At 55.4% G+C, this 22,623-nt stretch carries 22 protein-coding genes; 17 read left to right on the top strand and 5 right to left on the bottom strand.

Annotated features, from left to right (window positions below; genetic code table 11):
- Positions 1-104: 104 nt before the first annotated feature.
- The gene (locus tag AC0LWE_RS19235; protein ID WP_219347218.1) at positions 105-1,766 is read left to right on the top strand and encodes a putative transporter; all 1,662 of its coding nucleotides are present in this window, start codon (positions 105-107) and stop codon (positions 1,764-1,766) included.
- Here AC0LWE_RS19235 and AC0LWE_RS19230 read toward each other — a convergent pair.
- Positions 1,734-2,480: a GntR family transcriptional regulator gene (locus tag AC0LWE_RS19230; protein WP_059180652.1), complete on the bottom strand. Its 747-nt coding sequence runs from the start codon at positions 2,478-2,480 to the stop codon at positions 1,734-1,736. The two genes, AC0LWE_RS19235 and AC0LWE_RS19230, sit on opposite strands and share 33 nt — an antisense overlap.
- Before the next feature lie 221 nt (positions 2,481-2,701).
- Here AC0LWE_RS19230 and AC0LWE_RS19225 point away from each other — a divergent pair, with 221 nt between their 5' ends.
- The 4 genes from AC0LWE_RS19225 (at position 2,702) to AC0LWE_RS19210 (ending at position 6,424) form a co-directional block, all read left to right on the top strand.
- Positions 2,702-4,318 carry an alpha-glucoside-specific PTS transporter subunit IIBC gene (locus tag AC0LWE_RS19225; protein WP_202694493.1) on the top strand — a complete coding sequence of 539 codons (1,617 nt, stop codon included), beginning with the start codon at positions 2,702-2,704 and terminating at the stop codon, positions 4,316-4,318.
- Positions 4,315-5,637, top strand: a complete 1,323-nt coding sequence (locus tag AC0LWE_RS19220; protein ID WP_219347217.1) for a 6-phospho-alpha-glucosidase — start codon at positions 4,315-4,317, stop codon at positions 5,635-5,637. The genes AC0LWE_RS19225 and AC0LWE_RS19220 overlap by 4 nt, the downstream gene beginning before the upstream one ends.
- Positions 5,638-5,730: 93 nt before the next feature.
- Complete coding sequence (locus AC0LWE_RS19215; RefSeq protein WP_474266023.1) at positions 5,731-6,078, top strand: YidH family protein; 348 nt, start codon at positions 5,731-5,733, stop codon at positions 6,076-6,078.
- Positions 6,068-6,424 carry a DUF202 domain-containing protein gene (locus AC0LWE_RS19210; RefSeq protein WP_131487813.1) on the top strand — a complete coding sequence of 119 codons (357 nt, stop codon included), beginning with the start codon at positions 6,068-6,070 and terminating at the stop codon, positions 6,422-6,424. The genes AC0LWE_RS19215 and AC0LWE_RS19210 overlap by 11 nt, the downstream gene beginning before the upstream one ends.
- 65 nt (positions 6,425-6,489) lie before the next feature.
- Here AC0LWE_RS19210 and dsdA read toward each other — a convergent pair whose 3' ends face one another.
- Positions 6,490-7,791 carry a D-serine ammonia-lyase gene (gene dsdA / locus AC0LWE_RS19205; RefSeq protein ID WP_219347670.1) on the bottom strand — a complete coding sequence of 434 codons (1,302 nt, stop codon included), beginning with the start codon at positions 7,789-7,791 and terminating at the stop codon, positions 6,490-6,492.
- A gap of 96 nt (positions 7,792-7,887) precedes the next feature.
- Here dsdA and AC0LWE_RS19200 point away from each other — a divergent pair, with 96 nt between their 5' ends.
- The gene (locus tag AC0LWE_RS19200; protein WP_219347216.1) at positions 7,888-8,976 is read left to right on the top strand and encodes a cellulase family glycosylhydrolase; all 1,089 of its coding nucleotides are present in this window, start codon (positions 7,888-7,890) and stop codon (positions 8,974-8,976) included.
- On the opposite strand, the gene emrD is transcribed toward AC0LWE_RS19200, so the two are convergent.
- From emrD to tisB, 3 genes are all read right to left on the bottom strand, one after another.
- Positions 8,879-10,063 carry a multidrug efflux MFS transporter EmrD gene (gene emrD, locus AC0LWE_RS19195; protein ID WP_174343467.1) on the bottom strand — a complete coding sequence of 395 codons (1,185 nt, stop codon included), beginning with the start codon at positions 10,061-10,063 and terminating at the stop codon, positions 8,879-8,881. The genes AC0LWE_RS19200 and emrD overlap by 98 nt on opposite strands.
- A 194-nt stretch (positions 10,064-10,257) precedes the next feature.
- Positions 10,258-10,704, bottom strand: a complete 447-nt coding sequence (locus AC0LWE_RS19190; RefSeq protein ID WP_174343466.1) for a GNAT family N-acetyltransferase — start codon at positions 10,702-10,704, stop codon at positions 10,258-10,260.
- A 64-nt stretch (positions 10,705-10,768) separates the two neighbouring features.
- Entirely contained in the window at positions 10,769-10,858 is a 90-nt protein-coding gene (gene tisB, locus AC0LWE_RS19185; protein WP_059180643.1) for a type I toxin-antitoxin system toxin TisB, read from the bottom strand.
- A gap of 719 nt (positions 10,859-11,577) precedes the next feature.
- Between tisB and AC0LWE_RS19180 the strand changes: the two genes are divergently transcribed.
- The 11 genes from AC0LWE_RS19180 (at position 11,578) to nepI (ending at position 22,547) form a co-directional block, all read left to right on the top strand.
- On the top strand, positions 11,578-12,282 hold the full coding sequence (locus tag AC0LWE_RS19180; protein WP_219347215.1) for a hypothetical protein: 705 nt from the start codon (positions 11,578-11,580) through the stop codon (positions 12,280-12,282).
- A 205-nt stretch (positions 12,283-12,487) separates the two neighbouring features.
- The gene (locus AC0LWE_RS19175; RefSeq protein WP_219347214.1) at positions 12,488-12,967 is read left to right on the top strand and encodes an Hcp family type VI secretion system effector; all 480 of its coding nucleotides are present in this window, start codon (positions 12,488-12,490) and stop codon (positions 12,965-12,967) included.
- A 107-nt stretch (positions 12,968-13,074) separates the two neighbouring features.
- Positions 13,075-13,173 carry an ilvB operon leader peptide IvbL gene (gene ivbL / locus AC0LWE_RS19170; protein WP_202668242.1) on the top strand — a complete coding sequence of 33 codons (99 nt, stop codon included), beginning with the start codon at positions 13,075-13,077 and terminating at the stop codon, positions 13,171-13,173.
- Positions 13,174-13,402: 229 nt separating this feature from the next.
- Complete coding sequence (gene ilvB, locus AC0LWE_RS19165; protein ID WP_216980709.1) at positions 13,403-15,091, top strand: acetolactate synthase large subunit; 1,689 nt, start codon at positions 13,403-13,405, stop codon at positions 15,089-15,091.
- A gap of 3 nt (positions 15,092-15,094) precedes the next feature.
- On the top strand, positions 15,095-15,382 hold the full coding sequence (gene ilvN, locus AC0LWE_RS19160; RefSeq protein WP_059180638.1) for an acetolactate synthase small subunit: 288 nt from the start codon (positions 15,095-15,097) through the stop codon (positions 15,380-15,382).
- 198 nt (positions 15,383-15,580) lie between these two features.
- On the top strand, positions 15,581-16,174 hold the full coding sequence (gene uhpA, locus AC0LWE_RS19155) for a response regulator transcription factor UhpA (RefSeq protein ID WP_131487805.1): 594 nt from the start codon (positions 15,581-15,583) through the stop codon (positions 16,172-16,174).
- Entirely contained in the window at positions 16,171-17,670 is a 1,500-nt protein-coding gene (uhpB, locus tag AC0LWE_RS19150) for a signal transduction histidine-protein kinase/phosphatase UhpB (protein WP_219347213.1), read from the top strand. Before uhpA ends, uhpB begins: the two co-directional genes overlap by 4 nt.
- 9 nt (positions 17,671-17,679) lie before the next feature.
- On the top strand, positions 17,680-19,008 hold the full coding sequence (uhpC, locus tag AC0LWE_RS19145; protein ID WP_131487862.1) for an MFS transporter: 1,329 nt from the start codon (positions 17,680-17,682) through the stop codon (positions 19,006-19,008).
- 142 nt (positions 19,009-19,150) lie between these two features.
- Positions 19,151-20,542, top strand: coding sequence for a hexose-6-phosphate:phosphate antiporter (uhpT, locus tag AC0LWE_RS19140; RefSeq protein ID WP_059180634.1), 1,392 nt, complete (start codon positions 19,151-19,153; stop codon positions 20,540-20,542).
- Between the two features lie 190 nt (positions 20,543-20,732).
- Positions 20,733-21,185: a DUF1198 domain-containing protein gene (locus AC0LWE_RS19135; RefSeq protein ID WP_131487801.1), complete on the top strand. Its 453-nt coding sequence runs from the start codon at positions 20,733-20,735 to the stop codon at positions 21,183-21,185.
- Between the two features lie 171 nt (positions 21,186-21,356).
- The gene (gene nepI, locus AC0LWE_RS19130; RefSeq protein WP_059180632.1) at positions 21,357-22,547 is read left to right on the top strand and encodes a purine ribonucleoside efflux pump NepI; all 1,191 of its coding nucleotides are present in this window, start codon (positions 21,357-21,359) and stop codon (positions 22,545-22,547) included.
- Positions 22,548-22,623 lie beyond the last annotated feature (76 nt).

The following is a 22,623-nucleotide window of genomic DNA, read 5'->3' as shown; positions in this document are numbered from 1 at the left end:
GGCCCTGCCTCGGCAGGGCTTTTTTGTGCGCCATCGCCCATACAACGCCTTTGCGCTCTGAGAGAATCCTTAAAATAACTCAGGTTATGCTCAGGGAATCGATCATGAGTGATATCGCATTAACGGTTAGCGTGCTGGCCCTGGTGGCGGTGGTTGGGCTGTGGATTGGCAATATCAAAATTCGTGGTGTTGGGCTTGGCATTGGCGGGGTGCTGTTCGGCGGGATTTTCGTTGGTCATTTCGCCGAGCAGCTGGGCATCACCCTCAGCGCTGAGATGCTGCATTTCATCCAGGAGTTTGGCCTGATCCTCTTTGTGTACACCATCGGCATTCAGGTGGGCCCGGGCTTTTTCGCCTCTCTGCGCGTCTCCGGCTTACGGCTCAACCTTTTTGCGCTCGGGATTGTGGTGATGGGCGGCGTAGTGACCGCCATTCTGCACAAACTCTTCGAAATACCGCTTCCGGTGGTTCTGGGGATTTTCTCCGGTGCGGTCACCAACACGCCCGCCCTCGGCGCAGGACAGCAAATATTGCGCGATCTGGGCATCGCGCCTGGCGTCGTAGACCAGATGGGGATGAGCTATGCGATGGCTTATCCGTTCGGGATCTGCGGGATTCTGCTGACCATGTGGCTGGTGCGCGTTCTGTTTCGCATTAACGTTGACGACGAAGCCAAAAAGCACGAATCCGCGATGACTAACGGCCACGCGCTGATCAAAACCATCAATATCCGCGTCGAAAATCCCAACCTCAGTAATATGGCGATCCAGGATGTACCGATTCTGAACAGCATCAGCATCATCTGCTCGCGCCTCAAACGTGGCGATATGCTGATGGTGCCGTCACCTGGGACCGTCATTCAAATCGGCGATTTACTGCATCTCGTCGGGCAGCCGGGTGATTTACGCAGCGCGCAGCTGGTGATCGGCCAGGAGGTTGAGACCTCTCTTTCCACACGCGGAACCGACATGCGCGTGGAGCGAGTGGTGGTCACTAATGAACAGGTTTTGGGCAAGAAAATCCGCGATCTGCAGGTAAAAGAGCGTTACGACGTGGTGATCTCCCGTCTTAATCGTGCGGGCGTGGAGCTGGTCGCCAGCCCGGATGCCAGCCTGCAGTTTGGCGATATCCTCAATCTGGTGGGGCGTCCGTCCTCTATCGACGCGGTGGCCGATATGGTGGGCAACGCCCAGCAAAAATTGCAGCAGGTACAGATGCTGCCGGTGTTTATCGGCATTGGTCTTGGCGTGTTGCTTGGGTCTATTCCGCTGTATGTGCCGGGTTTTCCGGTGGCGCTGAAGCTCGGCCTGGCGGGCGGGCCGTTGATCATGGCGCTGATCCTTGGGCGTATCGGCTGCATTGGTAAGCTGTACTGGTTTATGCCGCCAAGCGCTAACCTGGCGTTACGCGAGCTGGGGATCGTGCTGTTTCTTTCCGTTGTCGGGCTCAAATCGGGGGGGGATTTTATTGCTACGCTGACCCACGGAGAGGGCGTCAGCTGGATTGGTTACGGCTTTTTCATCACCGCCGTCCCACTGCTGACGGTCGGGATTCTGGCGCGAATTTTCACCAACATGAACTACCTGACGCTGTGCGGCATGCTGGCGGGTTCAATGACCGATCCGCCTGCGCTGGCCTTTGCCAATAACCTTCACGCCACCAGCGGCGCGGCAGCGCTGTCCTATGCCACGGTTTATCCGCTGGTGATGTTCATGCGCATCATTACCCCACAGCTACTGGCTGTGCTGTTCTGGGGGATGGGCTAATAGCGCGTCCGGATGGATGCGCCGCAGGTGGTAGTCCACCTGGTAATCACTGGTATTACGGAACATCACGGAATAGTTAAGGAACTCGCCGCTGTCGCTGTAGGAAAGAGACGTTATCCGCAGCAGCGGCGTATGCTCAGGTAAGTTCAAATAGTTGGCAAGCTGCTTATCCGCTAAAACCGGCGTCAGACTCTCAATGTTGCCGCTGATCGTTATCCCGCACTCTTTCTCAATATAATCAAATTTCGACCCTTCAAGATGCGCCAGGGAAAGATGGCGGAACAGTTTTACTGGCATAAAGCTGTCTTCCAGCATCAGCGGTTTCCCTTCGACGTAACGCACCCGCCGCGAAAAATAGATCCGCTCATCAATTTGAATGCGCAACTGGCTGGCAATGGCAGGCGGCGCGGGCATCACTTCAAACTGCAACACCTTACTCTGCACCTCTTTTCCCTGCTGGCGCAGCACCTCCACTAACCCCGTCAGATTGGTGGTTTCATGATGGACGTCTTTTCTCGCTACAAAGGTGCCGCTGCCGTGACGACGCACCACCAGGCCCCAGCTCACCAGTAGATCGATGGCTTTACGAACGGTCATACGGGCGACGCCAAACTCGATCGCCAGCGTTTTCTCACCGGGTAAAGGGCTACCGATATTGTAGTCGGATGAATTCAGCCGCAAACGTAACCGGTCAGCAATAGATTTGTAGATCACCTGTAGACCTCTCTGTCCGTATTTATCCGGTCATTCCGCTCAAACATGTCCAGATTTTAAGTAAAAAGTAGACCTCACTGAGCAAAATAAAACCATGAATACGATCACGAATCGCAGCGGCGCGCGATGTTAACGACTGAGCAAATTCTTATTCTGATTTCAGGCCAGCTAAAAACCATAAAGGCCTCTACTCCTACAGGTTGTGAAATGAGGATTTAAAGATGCTCAGTCAAATACAACGTTTTGGCGGCGCCATGTTTACCCCGGTGCTGTTATTTCCCTTCGCAGGCATTGTGGTCGGTATTGCCATCATGCTTAGCAATCCGCTTTTTGTGGGCGAGGCCTTAACCGCTCCCGATAATTTATTTGCACAGATAATTCATATTATTGAAGAGGGCGGCTGGGCGGTATTTCGTAATATGCCGCTTATTTTCGCCGTTGGCTTACCGATTGGTTTGGCGAAACAGGCTCAGGGCCGCGCCTGTCTGGCCGTGCTGATTAGCTTCCTGACCTGGAACTACTTTATTAACGCGATGGGAATGACCTGGGGTCACTTCTTTGGCGTGAACTTTATGGCCGAGCCCACAGCTGGCAGCGGGCTGGCGATGATCGCCGGTATCAAAACCCTCGATACCAGCATTATTGGCGCGATTATTATTTCCGGTCTGGTGACGGCAATTCACAACCGCTATTTCGATAAACAGCTTCCCGTCTTTCTCGGCATATTCCAGGGCACCTCGTTTGTGGTGATCATCGCGTTCTTTGTGATGATTCCATGTGCGTGGCTCACGCTGCTCGGCTGGCCGAAAGTGCAGATGGGCATTGAATCCCTCCAGGTCTTTTTACGCTCAGCCGGAGCACTCGGTGTGTGGGTTTATACCTTCCTGGAACGCATTCTGATCCCAACCGGCCTGCATCACTTTATCTATGGTCCGTTTATTTTTGGTCCGGCAGCGGTAGAGGGCGGCATTCAGGTGTACTGGGCGCAGCACTTACAGGAATTTAGCCAGAGCACCGAACCGCTGAAAACCCTGTTCCCTGAAGGCGGCTTTGCCTTGCACGGTAATTCGAAAGTGTTTGGCTCTGTCGGGATTGCGCTGGCGCTCTGGTACACCGCAGCAAAGGAAAACCGCGTCAAAGTTGCCGGGCTGCTGATCCCCGCGACGCTCACCGCGATGCTGGTGGGCATTACCGAACCGCTTGAATTCACCTTCCTGTTTATATCGCCGCTGCTGTTTGCCGTTCACGCCGTGCTGGCTGCCACCATGGCGATGGTGATGTACATGTTCGGCGTAGTGGGCAACATGGGCGGCGGGCTGCTTGACCAATTCCTGCCGCAAAACTGGATCCCGATGTTCCACAACCATGCCTCAATGATGTTCACCCAGATAGGCATCGGCCTGTGCTTCACCGCGCTCTACTTCATGGTCTTTAAAACGCTGATCGAACGCTTCAACTTCAAAACGCCGGGCCGCGAAGAGAGTGAAATCAAACTCTACAGTAAGGCCGACTATAAGGCTGCGCGTGGGCAAACCACCGTGGCAGCGAATACCTCCGCAGGCCAGGCAGTGGGTTATCTGCAGGCGCTGGGCGGGGCGGGCAACATCGAAAGCATCAATAACTGCGCCACCCGGCTGCGTATCACGCTGGTCGATATGGCAAACACACAAAGTGACGACGTCTTCAAATCCCTTGGCGCCCACGGCGTGGTGCGTCGCGGCAACGGCATTCAGGTGATTGTCGGCCTGCACGTCCCGCAGGTGCGCGATCAGCTTGAATCGCTGATGAAAACGCCTTCTTCCCTTGAATCTTCCACCATGACAGAGGCTGTATCATGAAAAAATTCTCAGTTGTTATCGCAGGCGGCGGCAGCACGTTTACACCGGGTATCGTTCTGATGCTGTTGGCAAACCGCGATCGCTTTCCGCTCCGCGCGCTGAAATTCTATGACAACGACGGCGCACGTCAGGAAACCATCGCCGAGGCGTGCAAAATTATTCTTCAGGAACAGGCACCCGAGGTCGATTTTAGTTACACCACCGACCCGAAAGCGGCGTTTACCGACGTTGATTTTGTGATGGCGCATATTCGCGTCGGCAAATATCCGATGCGTGAAAAAGACGAAAAAATCCCGCTGCGTCACGGCGTGCTGGGTCAGGAAACCTGCGGTCCTGGCGGGATCTCCTACGGTATGCGTTCTATTGGTGGCGTCCTTGAACTGGTGGATTATATGGAGCAATACTCGCCGAACGCGTGGATGCTGAACTACTCCAACCCAGCGGCGATTGTGGCGGAAGCGACCCGTCGGCTGCGCCCGAACGCCAAAATTCTCAACATCTGTGATATGCCGATCGGCATTGAAGGGCGCATGGCGCAGATTGTCGGCCTGAAGGATCGCAAAGAGATGCGCGTGCGTTACTACGGTCTGAATCACTTTGGCTGGTGGACGTCGATTGAAGATTTAAACGGTAACGATCTGATGCCGAAACTGCGTGAATATGTCGCAAAACATGGCTATGTGCCGCCGTCTGACGATGTGCATACCGAAGCGAGCTGGAACGATACCTTTGCCAAGGCGAAAGACGTTCAGGCGCTGGACCCGGACACGATGCCAAACACTTACCTGAAATATTACCTTTTCCCGGACTACGTGGTAGCACACTCCAATCCAGAACGCACCCGGGCGAATGAAGTGATGGATCACCGTGAGAAGCACGTATTCAGCGCCTGCCGGGCGATTATCGAAGCCGGGAAATCCTCCGCCGGTGAGCTGGAAATCGACGAACATGCGTCGTACATCGTCGATCTGGCGACCGCTATCGCCTTCAACACACAAGAACGCATGCTGTTGATTGTGCCAAACAACGGCGCTATCCATAACTTTGATGCGGACGCGATGGTCGAAATTCCGTGCTTGGTAGGCAAAAATGGCCCGGAACCGTTAACCGTGGGTGATATTCCGCACTTCCAGAAAGGGCTGATGGGCCAGCAGGTGGCCGTCGAAAAACTGGTGGTTGATGCCTGGGAACAGCGCTCCTACACCAAACTGTGGCAGGCGATTACGCTGTCGAAAACTGTGCCGAGCGCTTCTGTGGCGAAAGCCATTCTTGATGACCTGATCGACGCTAATAAAGATTACTGGCCAGAACTGCATTAATCCTGACTACCGGCATCGTCCTGATGCCGGTCTCCTTGTCCGTGTCGATTTACGCTATGCTGAGGCCAGCATGCGGCACGACAAGGAGTTTTCATGAGAATTTCCCGCTTCGGCGAAGCGCCCGATTATCGCTTTTCGCTGGCAAACGAACGTACATTTTTGGCGTGGATCCGCACTGCGCTGGGCTTTCTGGCGGCAGGCGTTGGGCTGGACCAGCTTGCCCCGGATTTCGCCACGCCGCTGATTCGCGAAGTGCTGGCGTTACTGCTCTGCCTGTTTGCGGGTATCCTGGCGATCTACGGCTACTTGCGCTGGCTGCGCAATGAAAAAGCGATGCGCCTGAAAAAGGATCTGCCCTATACGCGCGGGCTGTTCATCATCAGCGTGATGTTGCTGTCGGTGGCTGCCGTGGTAATGGTGCTGGTGTTTTATGGTGGATAGCCGCAAAGCGCGGCGCGAGGCCGATCCCGGCCTGCAACCGGAGCGCACCTCGCTCGCCTGGCTGCGCACGATGCTGGGTTACGGCGCGCTGATCGCGCTGGCGATTAAGCACAACTGGCATCGTACGGGACTGCCGTTTTGGATATCGATGGTGGTACTGGCTTTGGTCGGAATTATTTTGTGGCGCTATACGCGCAATCGCAATGTGATGGACGTGACTCACGCTGATTTCGTGCAGCCGAAAGCCGTGCGTGACAAATTCCTGATCGCGCTCGCGGTGCTCTCCCTCGCATTACTGTTTGCGGTGACGCACCTACAGCAAATTTTTCTGTTTTTAAGATCGTAAATAACAGGCGCTAAACCGCTGCGGCTGACGTTCTGCATGAAATGAACGCGCCAGCCGCAGAGAAATCACCTTCCCTTCGCCAGATATTTCGCCATCTCATCCTGCGGAACCATACCGCCACCGGTGGCCCACACCAGGTGCGTTGCCTTATCCAGCACGTATTTTTTGCTTGCTGAAACGCGAATTGGTCCGGCCATGCCCGCCAGCGCAGACGGCTCAAGCTGGATGCCTTCTTCCTGCGCCAGCCAGCCCAGCATGTCGTACATACTTTGATCGGACAGGGTGTAGAATCCGTCCAGCAGGCGCTCCATCGCACGGCCCACAAACCCGGATGCGCGCCCCACGGCCAGCCCGTCCGCCGCCGTCACGTTATCAATGCCCAGATCCTGCACCGCTATCTGGTCATGCAGTCCGGTGTAGACGCCTAACAGCATGCACGGCGAATGCGTTGGCTCGGCAAAGAAACAGTGAACGTTATCCCCAAACGCCAGCTTCAGCCCGAACGCGACGCCGCCGGGACCGCCGCCGACCCCGCACGGCAGATAGACAAACAGCGGATGTTCCGCATCCACGACCCGTCCCTGCGCTGCGAATTGCGCTTTCAAACGCTCACCCGCCACCGCATAGCCCAAAAACAGCGTGCGTGAGTTTTCGTCATCGATAAAGAAACAGTTCGGATCGCTTTCCGCGGCTTTGCGTCCCTGCTCAACGGCGACGCCGTAATCCTGTGCGTATTCAACTACGTCTACGCCATGGCTGCGCAGTTTCGCCTTTTTCCATTCGCGGGCGTCGGCGGACATATGCACCGTGACCTTGAAGCCGATGCGCGCGCTCATTATCCCGATCGACATGCCCAGATTGCCGGTGGAGCCCACGGCGATGCTGTAGTTACTGAAAAAATCCGTAAAGCGGGGTTCCAGTAAAACGCGGTAATCGTCCGTTAACGACAGCAGTCCGGCTTCCAGCGCCAGCTTTTCGGCATGCGTCAGCACTTCGTAAATCCCGCCACGGGCTTTGATGGAGCCGGAAATGGGCAGGTGACTGTCCTTTTTCAGCAGCAGCGTGCCAGGGATTTTTTCACCCGATCTCTTTTCCAGATGCTGATGCATGGAAGGGATAGCGACCACGTCGGATTCGATAATGCCGTTTTTCTCAGCCGTTTCTGGAAATGCGCTTGCCAGATACGGTGCAAAACGCGCCAGACGCGCATGGGCATCGTCAACATCCGCCTGGGTGAGGCCGACATGCGGCAAACCCTCGGCAAGCGTGGTGGTGCGAGGATTAAACCAGGTTGTCTCTTTCAGGGCGATAAGATCTGCGACCAAAGGAAACTGGGCGATGAGTGAGTGGATTGCAGTTGTATTCATCATTTTTCTCAGAATAAGTTCGCGTTGACTCTACACCATTCACGAAAAAGCGTGCTAAATACAGAGTATTGCTTTCGATTTTACGCAAGGTTAACCGTGTTAAAACCGTTGATTGCTGCTGCGCTCATTTTCTCTGCAGGCTTCTGTTTTGCTGCCGATCCCCCGCTGACGGCTGCGCGCTATGCGCAAGCACTCGGCGTGGGTATCGACGTAGACTGGGCACGCACCGAGCGCGGTATCCGTGAGTTTGATCCGCTGGTGGTCCGCGATTTTCGCGCGAAAGGGTTTACCCACGTACGTATTCGCGTGGCGGGCGAACCCACGGAAGCGCGTCTGATCCATCTTCGCAAACTGGTGGAGGCCTGCGATCAATACGGCGTCATTCCGATTATCGCTTATCAGGCTGATGAATATAAAAACGACCCGAAAGTGGAAAACGAAAAAGAGGTGGTGAACTGGTGGATTGCCGTGGCGCACTACTTCGAAAAAAGCTCACCGTTGCTGGGATTCGACCTGATTTATGAGCCAGCGGATAAGCTGAATCACAATCTGGTGTCCCTGAATCGCGTCTACGACAAAACGATCAAAACTATTCACGGCATCGATGCGCAAAGAATGATTTTTGTCGCTCCGCGCTTACGCGCGGCACCGGAAGACCTCTCCAGCCTGAAACTCCCCGCGCACAGCCAAAACTATGTGCTGGCTGAATGGCATATTTTCCCGTGGGGACCGCTCAAAAATAGTGGCAAATACCCGTGGACGTCGGGCACGGCGGCAGAAAAATCGGCTATTCGTAGCCGCATAAACGCGGCGCTGCGCTGGCAGCAAAAAACCGGACACGTCAGCTGGGTGGGCGGTTGGGGCGTAGGTGAATCCAGCCGCCTGACGCCGTCGGTGGAGCAGATGGCCTTCGCCAGCTTTATGGCTTGCGAGCTACAACAGGCCAAAATCCCCTATGCAATCAACGCGGATTTTCAGTTTTATGACGGAGAAGAGGGGGCGTGGCGGTCGGCACCAGAACCGTTATTGCAGGTGATGATGACACCGGTTTGCGAAAAGCCCGACGAGACGCCGGGCCATCATGCGGTTAAACCATCTGCTCGTGATGCGGTTCGCGCGACGCCAGCGGTAGCCAGCAAAGCAAAATCAGCAGCCCCATCAGCGTCATCAGCAGGCCAAGGCTAGCCTGACCGGTCTGTGGCATCATCGCTGAAAGCCAGGCCAGCGCGCCGGAACCGATATTTTGCAAACCGCCCACCAGCGCGCCCGCGGTGCCGGCGAGGAACGGAAACGGCTCCATCGCGCCGCTGGTGGCCAGCGGGAACAGCATACCTGCACCAAAGAAGAACAGCGCGGCGGGGATCAGCAGCGTCCAGACCGTCATCACCCCAAGCAAACCGGGGATCCACATCATCACGCCAGCCAGCAAGCAGCTGATTACCGATTGCCACATCAGCGTCGAAAAGCGCTTATTCGGGCGACCGGCGAACCATGCGCCAAAAAATGCCGCCGGAATCGGCAGGATAAACAGAATACTCACCACCATGCTGCTCAGCCCCAAACCCGCGCCCAGCAGCACGCCAGAGCACGCCTCGAACACCGCAATGCCTGCCAGGCCACCAATCAGCATCAGCAGATAACAGCTGAACGCCCCATTGCCAAAAAGCGTTTTATAGTTGGCGATAAGTTTTGTGCGCGGTGCGCCAGTCGGACGCGTTTCGGGCATCCAGCGCGCCATGCTGAACGTAACGATGATGCACAGCACCAGCAGGAAAGCGTAACAGGCGCGCCATGACCAGATGCTGTCCAGCACGCCGCCAACCAGCGGAGCCAGCAACGGGCTGACCAGAATACCCATGTTCAGCAGGCTATTCGCGTGGCGCAGCTGCGTGCCTTGATACATATCGCGCGGCAGCGTTCTGGCCATAACACCGCCCACGCCGGTTCCCATGCCTTGCAGCGCGCTGGCGGCAATCAGAAGGGTCAGGCTGTGCGTCGTCATGGCGATCGCCGTGGCGAGCATGAAAATCGACATCCCAACCAGGATCACCGGACGACGCCCGACGCGGTCGGACAGCGGCCCGTAGAAGAGTTGCGATACGCCATAGGTCAGCAGATAGGCGGCCATTACGCTCTGGACTGCGCCTTCGCGCACGCTGAGATCCTTTGCCATGTCGGCAATGGCCGGAATATAAATGGTTTGCGCCATCTGACCGACGGCCACCAGTAACACCAGCATCAACAGTAAATTAACGTTCCGTTGTTTTTTCATGTCGCTAAATACGTTCGCCAAAAGAGATAAATGAAGAATAAGTGACTACGGTTTGCCGTAATTGTGCGTGGAATCTACCACAGCAGCGTGACGAATTAATCATTACAAAGGTGAATGATTGAGCGGGATAAGGCAGGATTTATAAACAATGCTCGGCAACTTATGTTGCCAGCAGGCCAGGTAAACGGGGGGCGTTATACCGCGCAAAAAAGGCGGTGTGTGATGCGCGGCTCATCGGCGACCAGGCTAAACCCAGCACGATGGTAAAATCCGTACGCGGCCTTTGGTGCATGAGTATTGAGGAAATCAAACCAGATGCTGGCATCGGCCATTACCACCGCAAGCAGCTGTTTGCCGATCCCCAGGCCACGGCACTTTTCGCTGATGTAAAGATGGCGGATGCGCCCAGCCCGAGGCTGCTGGCTAAAGGGATCGCGGTTGATTCCGCACACGCCGACCAGCTTCCCGTTCAGAAATGCACCCAGCAGCTTTTCACCCGGCGCGTTAAAGCGGTTTTCACCGCGCTGCCAGTTCTCTTCGAGCCTGCGCAGCATAGTGAAATTTAGCGCGAGGCTTTCCGCTTTTAAGGCAATATAGCCCGGTTCATCAGGGGTAATAGGCTCAATTAATAAACGCGACATAGCATTCCCTCGTGATTAAAGAGGGGCGGTTGCCCGCCCCTCTCAGGTGCGACTTGAACCTGAATTACCGCAGGTATTTCAGGACGGCATCAAGCAGTTGCAGTACCGCAACAATGAGTCTGAGGATAAGTATCACCATATCCACGGCGCCCATACGCGTCTCCTTTTAGTCAAAGGAGCACGGTGCTGACGTACCTCTCCGCCGCCTGTTGCCAGCACCTTTATTGACGTAACACAGTGTGCTCACTTCAGGGGTTAAGGCACTGACGGCACCACCCGTTTCAGCCAGGACTTCGTTGCGCCGGTGTACTGCTTGCGGCCCCCTTACGCACTGCGAACAAAATCAGTATAGATAAATACTGTATGCATGAACAGGTATTTGTGGACAAAATTCGACGGGCGATCCATACTCCATTACGTCAAAATCCGTGCCTGAAATTGCGCGTTCGTCGCCGATCGCGTATACTTTGTGCGTTGACGTAACACAGTGTGTTCTGCGGAAACCAACCGCATAACCCTGAAAAAACCTCGCTCCGGCGGGGTTTTTTGTTTTCTGTTCTATCCATAAAAACTGCTGGATTAGCGAGGGTTCTGCTATTTGGCTTCGCTGTGGACTAGTTAGGATCGCTTAAGCAACTCTATTTAAAGGAGAGGTATTAGGCTCATTTTGTAAGATAACACCACTAAATTTATAAACTCATATAACGACTAATAGCCCTCAAGTAATTAAATTGTTCCGCCTATAATAGTAATAAATAAAAGCTAGCCAACTTATTATTTACGTGAATGTTTAGTTTAAATAATTTCACTGGTTTGAATTCCAGAGATTTTCATTGTATATTTCTAGGGCCGAAAATACTGTATGGATACATTATGCAAGCATCTGATTATTTAAAGATGAAGTTCCAGAGTGACAGGCAGTTGGCTATTTATGGACAGCAAGGCATTACAGGGACATGGAAAGCATTAAAGGGGATCGGCTCTGATATTTACTCAGGAATGGAACGTGTAAGCTGGTACTCATCATGCTTAATCCCCAGCAATCACGATGTATGTGATGAGCTTCTTTCAGAAGAAAAGAGGATGTACCTCTCAATTGTGTCTGTTTACCGTTATCGCGATGTAATAGCACACATGCTCTATCTTTATTTTGAAGGTATTATAACGGACTCTGAAAATGGAAATGAACAAAATCGCGTTCGCAAGACGGATACAAAATTAACCGGGCTTGTTAAAAACATACCGACAAGCAAGGCAGCGCGTTTAGCGATAGCATGGGGGCTGGCAATATATCTTTCCGAATCTGGTCTGCTCTCAGAAATTGTCGTCGAGCGGCTTGCACGCCGCGTACCTAACGTTGTCATGGCGCTTCAACTGATTGGCACGGACCAGAAGTGTGCTCTTGCTGCCCGTCGCCTGAAAACGTTGGACCCAAAATATTACGCCACCCTCTATGCCGCACATCTGGAGATGCTTTACTACTTTTTTGAGCCATTCCTGTCTGAACTCATTAAGAAGGTGCAAATGGGATTCTACAGGGATTTCGATGCGATTTATGACGACTTAAAGGACAAGTAGCATGTTTAAGAGTCTGCTATCAATTCTATTTACGGATATTTTATTCCCCGTTTATATTTTTGCATGCGCCTCTTTGTTCCTGTGGTTGTTGCCTGACCACTGGGTGTTACTAACGTTCATTGCTATCGTGGTATTTATTATTGTCCATCCGATAATTTTCGGCCGCTTTGATAAATACGATTGAATTTTATAAAAAGGAGTTTTTATGTCAAATCCGGCTTATTTATTTCTAAATGATGAAAATGGTTCTCCCATGATTGGTCCTTGCCTTGTGTCAGGGCGTGAAGGCGCAATTGAACTCAAATCGTTCACTCATAATGTAAACATCCCGGTAGACGGGAATACCGGGAAATTGACGGGCACGCGCATACACATGCCCGTCATGTTTCAGAAGGAATTTGATCGTGTAACCCCGATTTTATTTCGGGCGCTGAGTACGGGAAGAACGCTCCAGTCAGCCACCATTAAGATGTATCAGATTAATGAGGCGGGTTTAGAACAGGAATATTTTAATATCCTCCTGGAGAATGTGAAAATAACCTCAATCACACCAGACCTGTATCCCGACGCAAACACCGGAACACACCTTGAAACGGTTCTAATACGCTACGAGAAAATCACCTGGAAGCATTGCGACGGCAATATCATCTATAGTGACTCCTGGAATGAGCGAGCAACGTACTGAAACGTGATCCCTGAAGCATTTTTGACCAGATGAAAATATTTCCATTGTCACGCTCAGGAACCTGTGGTTGTATAAATTCCATCAATGATTCCAAACACAGGTCCTAAATGACAACTTCCATGATGACGTCGACCCTACTAAAAACTGCGCTACCAGCCGCAGTGGTCGTCGTGCGTATGGTGGTGGTCGTCGGCAATGCGCCGTAGGGACTGGATCAACACACGAATCCAAAACCCCGCCGGCGCAAACCGGGCGGGGTTTTTAGTTTTAAACGCCCCCCGGAAACGCTAAGTCGTTCGGGTTGCAGGAAGGCGGCAAGTGAGCAAATCTCCGGGATCGTACACAGGTACGTGACCGGCGTGAGTGAACGCAGCCAATACATCTGCAACGTGAACGACGACGCGTAAAGTCGGCTCAGAAGAAAAGGACTGGAGCATGACAAGTTCGGGCAAGACAACAACCAAGACGCGTTTCACTGGCGCGCAATTAATCGTTCATTTACTGGAACGACAGGGCATTTCCATCGTTTCTGGAATCCCTGGCGGTACCGTTCTGCCGCTGTATGACGCGTTAAGCCAAAGCACGCAAATCCGCCATGTACTGGCGCGGCACGAACAGGGTGCAGGTTTTATCGCGCAAGGAATGGCGCGAACGCAGGGCAAGCCGGCAGTCTGCATGGCCTGTAGCGGACCGGGCGCGACCAACCTGGTCACTGCTATCGCCGATGCGCGCCTCGACTCCATCCCGTTGATTTGTATCACCGGCCAGGTCCCTTCTTCGATGATCGGTACCGATGCGTTCCAGGAAGTCGACACCTACGGCATCTCTATCCCCATCACCAAACATAACTATTTAGTTCGCGATATCGCCGAATTACCGCAGGTTATTAGCGATGCGTTTCGTATCGCACAATCCGGCCGCCCAGGCCCGGTGTGGATAGACATTCCTAAGGATGTGCAAACCGCTGAAATCGATATCGACGTTTTCCCGGAGCCGGGTGACCGTGCACCCGCGCCAGAATTTAGCGCCGACAGCGTACGTGACGCAGCAGCGATGATTAACGCCGCCAAACGCCCGGTGTTGTATTTGGGCGGTGGAGCAATCGACGCTTCTGAAGCCGTACGTGAATTTGCTGAAAAAGCCCATCTGCCAACCACCATGACCTTAATGGCGCTCGGGATGTTACCAAAAGCGCATCCGCTGTCGTTGGGCATGCTGGGGATGCACGGCGCGCGCAGCACTAACTATATTCTGCAAGAGTCTGATTTGCTGATTGTTCTCGGTGCACGTTTTGATGACCGGGCGATTGGTAAAACCGCGCAGTTCTGCCCGAACGCCAAAATTATTCATGTCGATATCGATCGCTCTGAACTCGGTAAAATCAAGCAGCCGCACGTAGCAATTCAGGGCGATGTCGCCGAGGTTCTGGCGCAATTAATTCCGCAAACGCATGAGAATGAACATGCAGAATGGCGCCAACTGGTGGCCGATCTGCAACGTGAATTCCCGAGCGCGATCCCAACCGAAGGCGATCCGCTGAGCCATTACGGGCTGATCAACGCCGTGGCCGCCTGCGTTGACGACAGCGCTATCATCACCACCGACGTCGGCCAGCACCAGATGTGGACCGCGCAGGCCTATCCGCTGAACCGTCCGCGCCAGTGGCTGACGTCCGGCGGGCTGGGGACGATGGGCTTTGGTTTGCCTGCTGCGGTCGGCGCGGCGCTGGCCAATCCGGATCGCAAAGTGATTTGCTTCTCCGGCGACGGCAGCCTGATGATGAACATTCAGGAAATGGCGACGGCGGCTGAAAATCAGCTGGATGTAAAAATCATTCTGATGAACAACGAGGCGCTGGGTTTAGTGCATCAGCAGCAGAGCCTGTTCTACACGCAGGGGGTGTTTGCTGCGACCTATCCGGGGATGATCAACTTTATGCAGATCGCCGCGGGCTTTGGTCTGCACGCCTGCGATTTGAACGCGGAAGCCGATCCGCATGCGGCGTTGCAGGACGCGATTTCGCGCCCAGGACCGGCGCTGATCCACGTGCGTATCGATCCACAGCAAAAAGTCTATCCGATGGTCCCGCCAGGTGCGGCCAATACTGAAATGGTGGGGGAATAAACCATGCAGAAACAACATGATAACGTCATTCTGGAACTCACCGTCCGCAACCACCCTGGCGTCATGACTCACGTCTGCGGGCTGTTTGCCCGCCGTGCGTTTAACGTCGAAGGCATTCTCTGCTTGCCAATTCAGGGCAGCGAACACAGCCGCATTTGGCTCTTAGTGAATGACGATCAGCGCCTCGAACAGATGATGGCCCAGATCGATAAGCTGGAAGATGTCACCAAAGTGGTGCGCAACCAGTCCGATCCCACCATGTTCAACAAAATTTCAGTGTTCTTTGAATAAACGGCTCATCGCCGGAATGGTTACGCGCTAATACGCAAAATCATTCACGTTGCCTCAAGGCGGCAAATGCGCGGATACCCGGGGCCTGGCTCAGGTCAGTGACTGGGGTGAGCAGACGCCGCCATCGTTGAGGCAGCTTGAAGGACGACGCGCATACCGTTATGGTAAGCGCGTTTTTTAACCCGCCAGGACTGCAACATGACCACCATCGCCCTCATCGACGATCACCTTATCGTCCGCTCCGGTTTTGCCCAGCTTCTGAGTCTGGAGCCGGATTTCCAGGTCGTCGCCGAATTCGGTTCGGGCCGCGACGCGCTGGTGGGTCTGCCGGGGCGCGGTGTGCAGGTCTGTATTTGTGATATCTCGATGCCGGACCTTTCCGGACTGGAATTGCTCAGCCAACTGCCAAAAGGTCTGTCGACCATCATGCTCTCGGTGCACGACAGTCCGGCGCTGGTGGAACAGGCGCTTAACGCTGGCGCGCGCGGGTTTCTGTCTAAACGCTGTAGCCCCGATGAACTGATTTCTGCGGTGCGCACCGTTTCGGCGGGCGGCTGTTATCTCACGCCGGAGATCGCCATTAAGCTTGCGGCAGGGCGTCAGGACCCGCTGACGAAACGCGAGCGGCAGGTGGCAGAAAAGCTGGCGCAGGGAATGGCGGTGAAAGAAATCGCCGTCGAGCTGGGGTTATCACCCAAAACCGTTCACGTCCACCGCGCCAATCTGATGGAGAAACTCGACGTGAGCAATGACGTCGAACTGGCGCGCCGCATGTTTGACGGCTGGCAATGAATCCGTTTTTCTCGCGACTGGTCTCCGGTGTCGCAAGTTTCTTTATCTTCTCTGCCGCCTGGTTTTGCCTGTGGAGCATCAGCCTGCATCTGGTCGAACGACCCGAGCTGTCCGTGTTGCTGTTCCCGTTTGGCCTGCGCCTCGGACTGATGCTGCAATGCCCGCGCGGTTACTGGCCCGTGTTGCTGGGCGCGGAATGGTTAATGCTGTTCTGGCTCGCACAGGAAGTGGCGCTGGCGCATCTGCCTTTGCTGATTCTCGGCGGCGTGTTGACGCTCCTGCCCGTGGCGCTGATCTCGCGCTATCGCCACCAGCGCGACTGGCGCACGTTGCTCGGTCAGGGCGCGGCGCTGATTGCCGCCGCGCTCTTGCAGTCACTGCCGTGGTTAGGCCAGCAAGACATGCTCAACGCCCTGCTGCTGACGCTCACCGGCGGGTTGACGCTCGCGCCCACTTGCCTCGTGATTTGGCACTATCTCACCAGCACCGTCTGGCAGCCGCTCGGGCCTGCGCTGGTTTCCCAGCCGGTGAACTGGCGCGCCCGGCATCTGATCTGGTATCTGCTGCTGTTTGTGGTCAGCCTCTGGCTACAGCTCGGCCTGCCCGCTGAGCTTTCGCGCTTTACGCCGTTTTGTCTGGCGTTGCCGATTATTGCGCTGGCGTGGCACTACGGCTGGCAAGGGGCGCTTATCGCCACGCTGATGAACGCTATCGCCCTGATTGCCAGCCAGACCTGGCACGATCATCCCGTCGATTTATTGCTCTCGCTATTGGCGCAAAGCCTGACCGGGCTGCTGCTGGGTGCGGGTATTCAGCGCCTGCGTGAACTCAATCAGTCATTGCAAAACGAGCTGGCACGCAACCGACGTCTGGCAGAACGGCTGGTCGAAACCGAAGAGAGCGTGCGGCAGGAAGTGGCGCGTGAACTGCACGACGATATCGGCCAGACAATTACCGCCATTCGCACCCAGGCAGGGATTGTTCAGCGCCTTGCGCCGGAAAACGGCGGGGTGATCCAGAGCGGGGCGCATATCGAGCAGCTTTCGCTCGGGGTGTACGATTCGGTGCGCCGTTTGCTTGGGCGTTTACGTCCGCGCCAGCTCGACGACCTCACGCTTGAACAGGCGGTGCGTTCTCTGATGCGTGAGATGGAGCTGGAAAGTCGCGGTATCGTCAGCCATCTCGAGTGGCACATCGACGAATCAACCCTGAGCGAAGGCCAGCGTGTCACGCTGTTCCGCGTCTGTCAGGAAGGGCTGAATAATATCGTCAAGCACGCAAACGCCCGCGCGGTGACGCTGAAGGGCTGGCAACAGGATGAGCGGCTAATGCTGCTTATCGAAGACGATGGCTGCGGCTTGCCGCCAGGGTCAGGCCAGCAGGGCTTTGGCCTGGCGGGGATGCGCGAGCGCGTGACGGCGCTCGGCGGCACGCTGGCGATTTCATGCACCCACGGCACGCGCGTCAGCGTCAGTTTGCCGCGACGCGTTGCCTAAGGACCGATGATGTTTACCTTCCTAAAAACGCCTGCAAACGCCGCGCCGATGGGCGATAAAGCGGAAATCGACGCGCGCTATCGCTACTGGCGACGCCATATTTTGATGACCATCTGGCTGGGCTACGCGCTGTTCTATTTCACCCGCAAAAGCTTTAACGCCGCCGCGCCGGAAATTCTCGCCAGCGGCGTGATGACGCGCACCGATATCGGCCTGCTGGCAACGCTGTTTTACATCACTTATGGGTTGTCGAAGTTTTTCTCCGGCATCGTCAGCGACCGCTCCAACGCCCGCTATTTTATGGGTCTTGGGCTGATTGCCACCGGCGTGGTGAATATCCTGTTCGGCTTTTCGACGTCGCTGTGGGCGTTTGCATTGCTATGGGCGCTGAACGCCTTTTTCCAGGGATGGGGCGCGCCGGTGTGCGCCCGTCTGCTGACCACCTGGTATTCACGCAACGAGCGCGGCGGCTGGTGGGCCATCTGGAATACGGCGCATAACGTCGGCGGGGCGCTGATCCCGATGGTGGTTGGTGCGACAGCGCTGCACTATGGCTGGCGGACCGGGATGATGATTGCGGGCGGGCTGGCGATTCTCGCCGGGCTGTTCCTCTGCTGGCGTCTGCGCGACAGGCCGCAAACCGTCGGTCTGCCGGAGGTGGGCGACTGGCGGCATGACGAAATGGAAATCGCCCAGCAGCAGGAGGGGGCAGGACTTACCCGCAAAGAGATCCTCACCAAATACGTACTGCTCAACCCGTACATCTGGCTGTTATCGCTGTGCTACGTGCTGGTGTACGTGGTGCGCGCGGCAATCAACGATTGGGGCAATTTGTACATGTCCGAGACGCTGGGCGTGGATCTGGTGACGGCCAACTCGGCGGTGACGATGTTTGAGCTGGGCGGTTTTATCGGCGCGCTGGTCGCAGGCTGGGGGTCGGACAAACTGTTCAACGGCAATCGTGGCCCGATGAACCTGATTTTTGCCGCCGGGATCCTGCTCTCCGTGGGGTCGCTATGGCTGATGCCGTTCGCCAGCTATGTGATGCAGGCGGCGTGTTTCTTCACCACCGGTTTCTTCGTGTTCGGCCCGCAAATGCTGATCGGCATGGCGGCGGCAGAGTGTTCTCACAAAGAGGCGGCGGGTGCGGCAACGGGCTTTGTCGGCCTGTTTGCCTATCTGGGTGCGTCGCTTTCTGGCTGGCCGCTGGCGCGGGTGATCGACGTCTGGCACTGGAGCGGTTTCTTTGCGGTCATCGCCATCGCGGCGGGGATTTCAGCCCTCTTGTTGTTGCCATTTTTGAATGCTCAAGCCCCGCGCGCGGTGAGCGAAGCGTGATGCGCCTCACCTTTTCACCCCAACCGGGGCAAAACTAAGAAATTTTCTCGGTTTCGCCTGGACGCTGTCTCAGGCGAGTCTCTCCGCTGATTTTTACAATGCCAGCCATTCGCAGGACAAAAAATCAGCTCAGGAGATACCCATGCTGGCCTTCCTCAATCAGGTGCGCAAGCCGACCCTGGATCTGCCGCTCGATGTGCGGCGCAAGATGTGGTTTAAGCCGTTCATGCAGTCCTATCTGGTGGTCTTTATCGGCTACCTGACCATGTATCTGATCCGCAAAAACTTCAACATCGCACAGAACGATATGATCACCACTTACGGGCTGAGCATGACGCAGCTGGGGATGATCGGTCTGGGCTTTTCCATCACCTACGGCGTAGGCAAAACGGTGGTGTCCTATTACGCGGACGGCAAAAATACCAAACAGTTCCTGCCGTTTATGCTGATCCTCTCTGCCATTTGTATGCTCGGCTTTAGCGCCAGCATGGGCACCGGCTCGGTCAGCCTGTTTATGATGATCGCGTTCTATGCCCTGAGCGGATTCTTCCAGAGCACCGGCGGGTCGTGCAGCTATTCGACCATCACCAAATGGACGCCGCGTCGCAAGCGTGGGTCTTACCTCGGCATGTGGAATATCTCCCACAACCTCGGCGGGGCGGGTGCAGCAGGCGTGGCGCTGTTCGGCGCAAACGTCCTGTTCGACGGTCACGTCATTGGTATGTTTATTTTCCCGTCGATTATCGCGCTGATTGTGGGCTTTATCGGCCTGCGCTACGGCAGCGACTCCCCGGAATCCTATGGCCTGGGCAAAGCGGAAGAGCTGTTTGACGAAGAGCTGAGCGAAGAAGACAAAGAAGCCGAAGATGAGTCGATGACCAAATGGCAGATCTTCGTGGAGTATGTGCTGAAAAACAAAGTCATCTGGCTGCTGTGTTTCTCCAATATCTTCCTGTACGTGGTGCGCATCGGTATCGATCAGTGGTCAACCGTGTATGCCTTCCAGGAATTGAAGCTGTCGAAAGAGGTGGCGATTCAGGGCTTTACCCTGTTTGAAGTGGGTGCGCTGGTTGGCACGCTGCTGTGGGGCTGGCTGTCGGATCTGGCGAACGGTCGCCGCGCGCTGGTAGCGTGTGTTGCGTTGGCACTGATCATCGCCACGCTCGGTGTTTATCAGCACGCCAGCAATCAATATGTGTATCTGGCGTCGTTGTTTGCGCTTGGCTTCCTGGTGTTTGGCCCGCAGCTGTTGATTGGCGTCGCGGCCGTCGGATTTGTGCCGAAAAAAGCGATCGGCGCAGCCGATGGGATTAAAGGCACCTTCGCCTATCTGATCGGCGACAGTTTCGCAAAATTAGGCCTGGGAATGATTGCCGACGGCACCCCGATTTTCGGTCTGACCGGCTGGGCGGGCACCTTCGCCGCGCTGGACGCCGCCGCGATTGCCTGTATCTGCCTGATGGCGATGGTCGCCGTACTGGAAGAGCGCAAAATCCGCCGCGAGAAACGTATCCAGCGCCTGAAAATGGCTTGAGTATGCAGTAATGCGTTGCCCGGCTGACCGCCGGGCTTTTTTATGCCTTTTGACCAGAGCGTCGCTCTTCAAGCCTGCCGTTTCTGTTTTCGACACCTTTCCAATTTTTCCAGTTCACTATTATCGTGTCGCCCGCTGTTGACCCTGCGCGTTTCCCGATATCATGAGCGGCTAAAATTAAGGAGAACGCATGGTCTGGATAATGCTGGCCACCCTCGCAGTGGTGTTTATCGTTGGATTTCGCATCCTGACGTCCGATTCCCGCCGCGCCATCAAACGTTTAAGTGAACGTCTGGGTATCACGCCGGTGCCGCTGGAATCGATGATTGACCAGTTTGGTAAAACCGCAGGCAATGAGTTTATCCGCTATCTTGAGCGTCCGGATGAGGCCCATCTGCAAAACGCCGCGCAGGTCTTGCTGATCTGGCAGGTCTGCATCGTTGATGGCAGCGAAGATAATCTGCAAACCTGGCATCGATTGCTGCGCAAAGCGCGTCTGGCCGCGCCAATAACCGACGCACAAATTCGCCTGGCGCTCGGTTTTATGCGCGAAATGGAGCCGGAAGCGCATGAGCTGAACGCCTTCCAGCTGCGCTACAACCAATTGTTCCTACCGGAAGAGGGCGTGTTCTTTTTGCACTGATTTCATCGGATGCACGCAAGCGCTATCCGTCTTGTCGGGCAGCGTATCGGCATCAAAATGGGCTGGCCGCGCCGCCTGGCAAAACCACAAAAGTTGTCAAAACGTTAAATTGGTCACACTTTTGATGCTAAACTGTGCGACTTTTCCGCACGTTTATCATCAGGTAACGCCATGACAGAACACACTCCATCAACGCCCACACCGCATACCAAAGAGGTCTCGCGCCCGAACTGGTCGGCGGTTTTTTCCGTGGCGTTTTGCGTCGCCTGCCTGATTACCGTGGAATTTCTGCCGGTTAGCCTGCTCACGCCGATGGCGCAGGATCTGGGGATTTCCGAAGGCGTGGCCGGCCAGTCCGTTACCGTCACGGCATTTGTTGCAATGTTCGCCAGCCTGTTTATCACCCAGGTCATCGGGACTGTCGATCGCCGCAAAGTGGTCATTTTGTTCGCGGTGCTGTTAACTCTCTCCTGCGTGCTGGTGTCGTTTGCCAATAACTTTACCCTGCTGCTGTTGGGGCGAGCCTGCCTGGGGTTGGGATTAGGCGGATTCTGGGCGATGTCGGCGTCGCTGACGATGCGCCTGGTGCCGGCGCGAAAAGTGCCAAAAGCGCTGTCCGTTATCTTCGGCGCAGTCTCAATCGCGCTGGTGATCGCCGCGCCCCTGGGCAGTTTCCTCGGCGGAATTATTGGCTGGCGCAATGTGTTTAACGGCGCAGCGGTGATGGGCGTGTTGTGTATTTTCTGGGTGTGGAAAGCGCTGCCGTCGCTGCCAGGTGAGCCTGCGCACCACAAAGAGAATATGTTTAGCCTGCTCAAACGCCCTGGCGTGCTGGCGGGGATGACCGCTATCTTTATGGCCTTTGCCGGGCAGTTTGCGTTCTTCACCTATATTCGTCCGATTTTCACCACGCTTTCGGGCTTTGACGTCGACGGCCTGACTCTGGTGCTGTTGAGCTTTGGTATCGCCAGTTTTGTCGGTACGTCACTGTCGGCGCAGTTCCTGAAACGCTCGCTCAAAGTGGCGCTGGCGGGCGCACCGCTGGTGCTGGCGATAAGCGCCGCCGTGCTGATTTTCTGGGGCAGCGATAAGTGGGTGGCGTCTGCGATTGCGATTATCTGGGGCTTTGCCTTCGCGCTGGTGCCGGTTGGCTGGTCAACGTGGATCACCCGCTCACTCGCCGATCAGGCAGAAAAAGCCGGATCTATCCAGGTGGCTGTCATTCAGCTAGCGAATACCTGTGGTGCCGCAGTAGGCGGTTACGCGTTGGATAATTTAGGCCTGACGTCGCCGCTGGTGCTGTCCGGCACGCTGATGTTGCTCACCGCGCTGCTGGTGGCGGGAAAAGTAAAGGCGAAGTAGGTTCCCCTAACCCTCTCTAACAGGGAGAGGAAATCATGCACGTTATCTCCTGTAGCGGAGTGAGTGATGCATTTTC

This window comes from Lelliottia sp. RD5, assembly GCF_056032945.1.
Note: the sequence above shows the minus strand (reverse complement) of the source record. Positions and strands in the feature narration are given on the sequence as shown.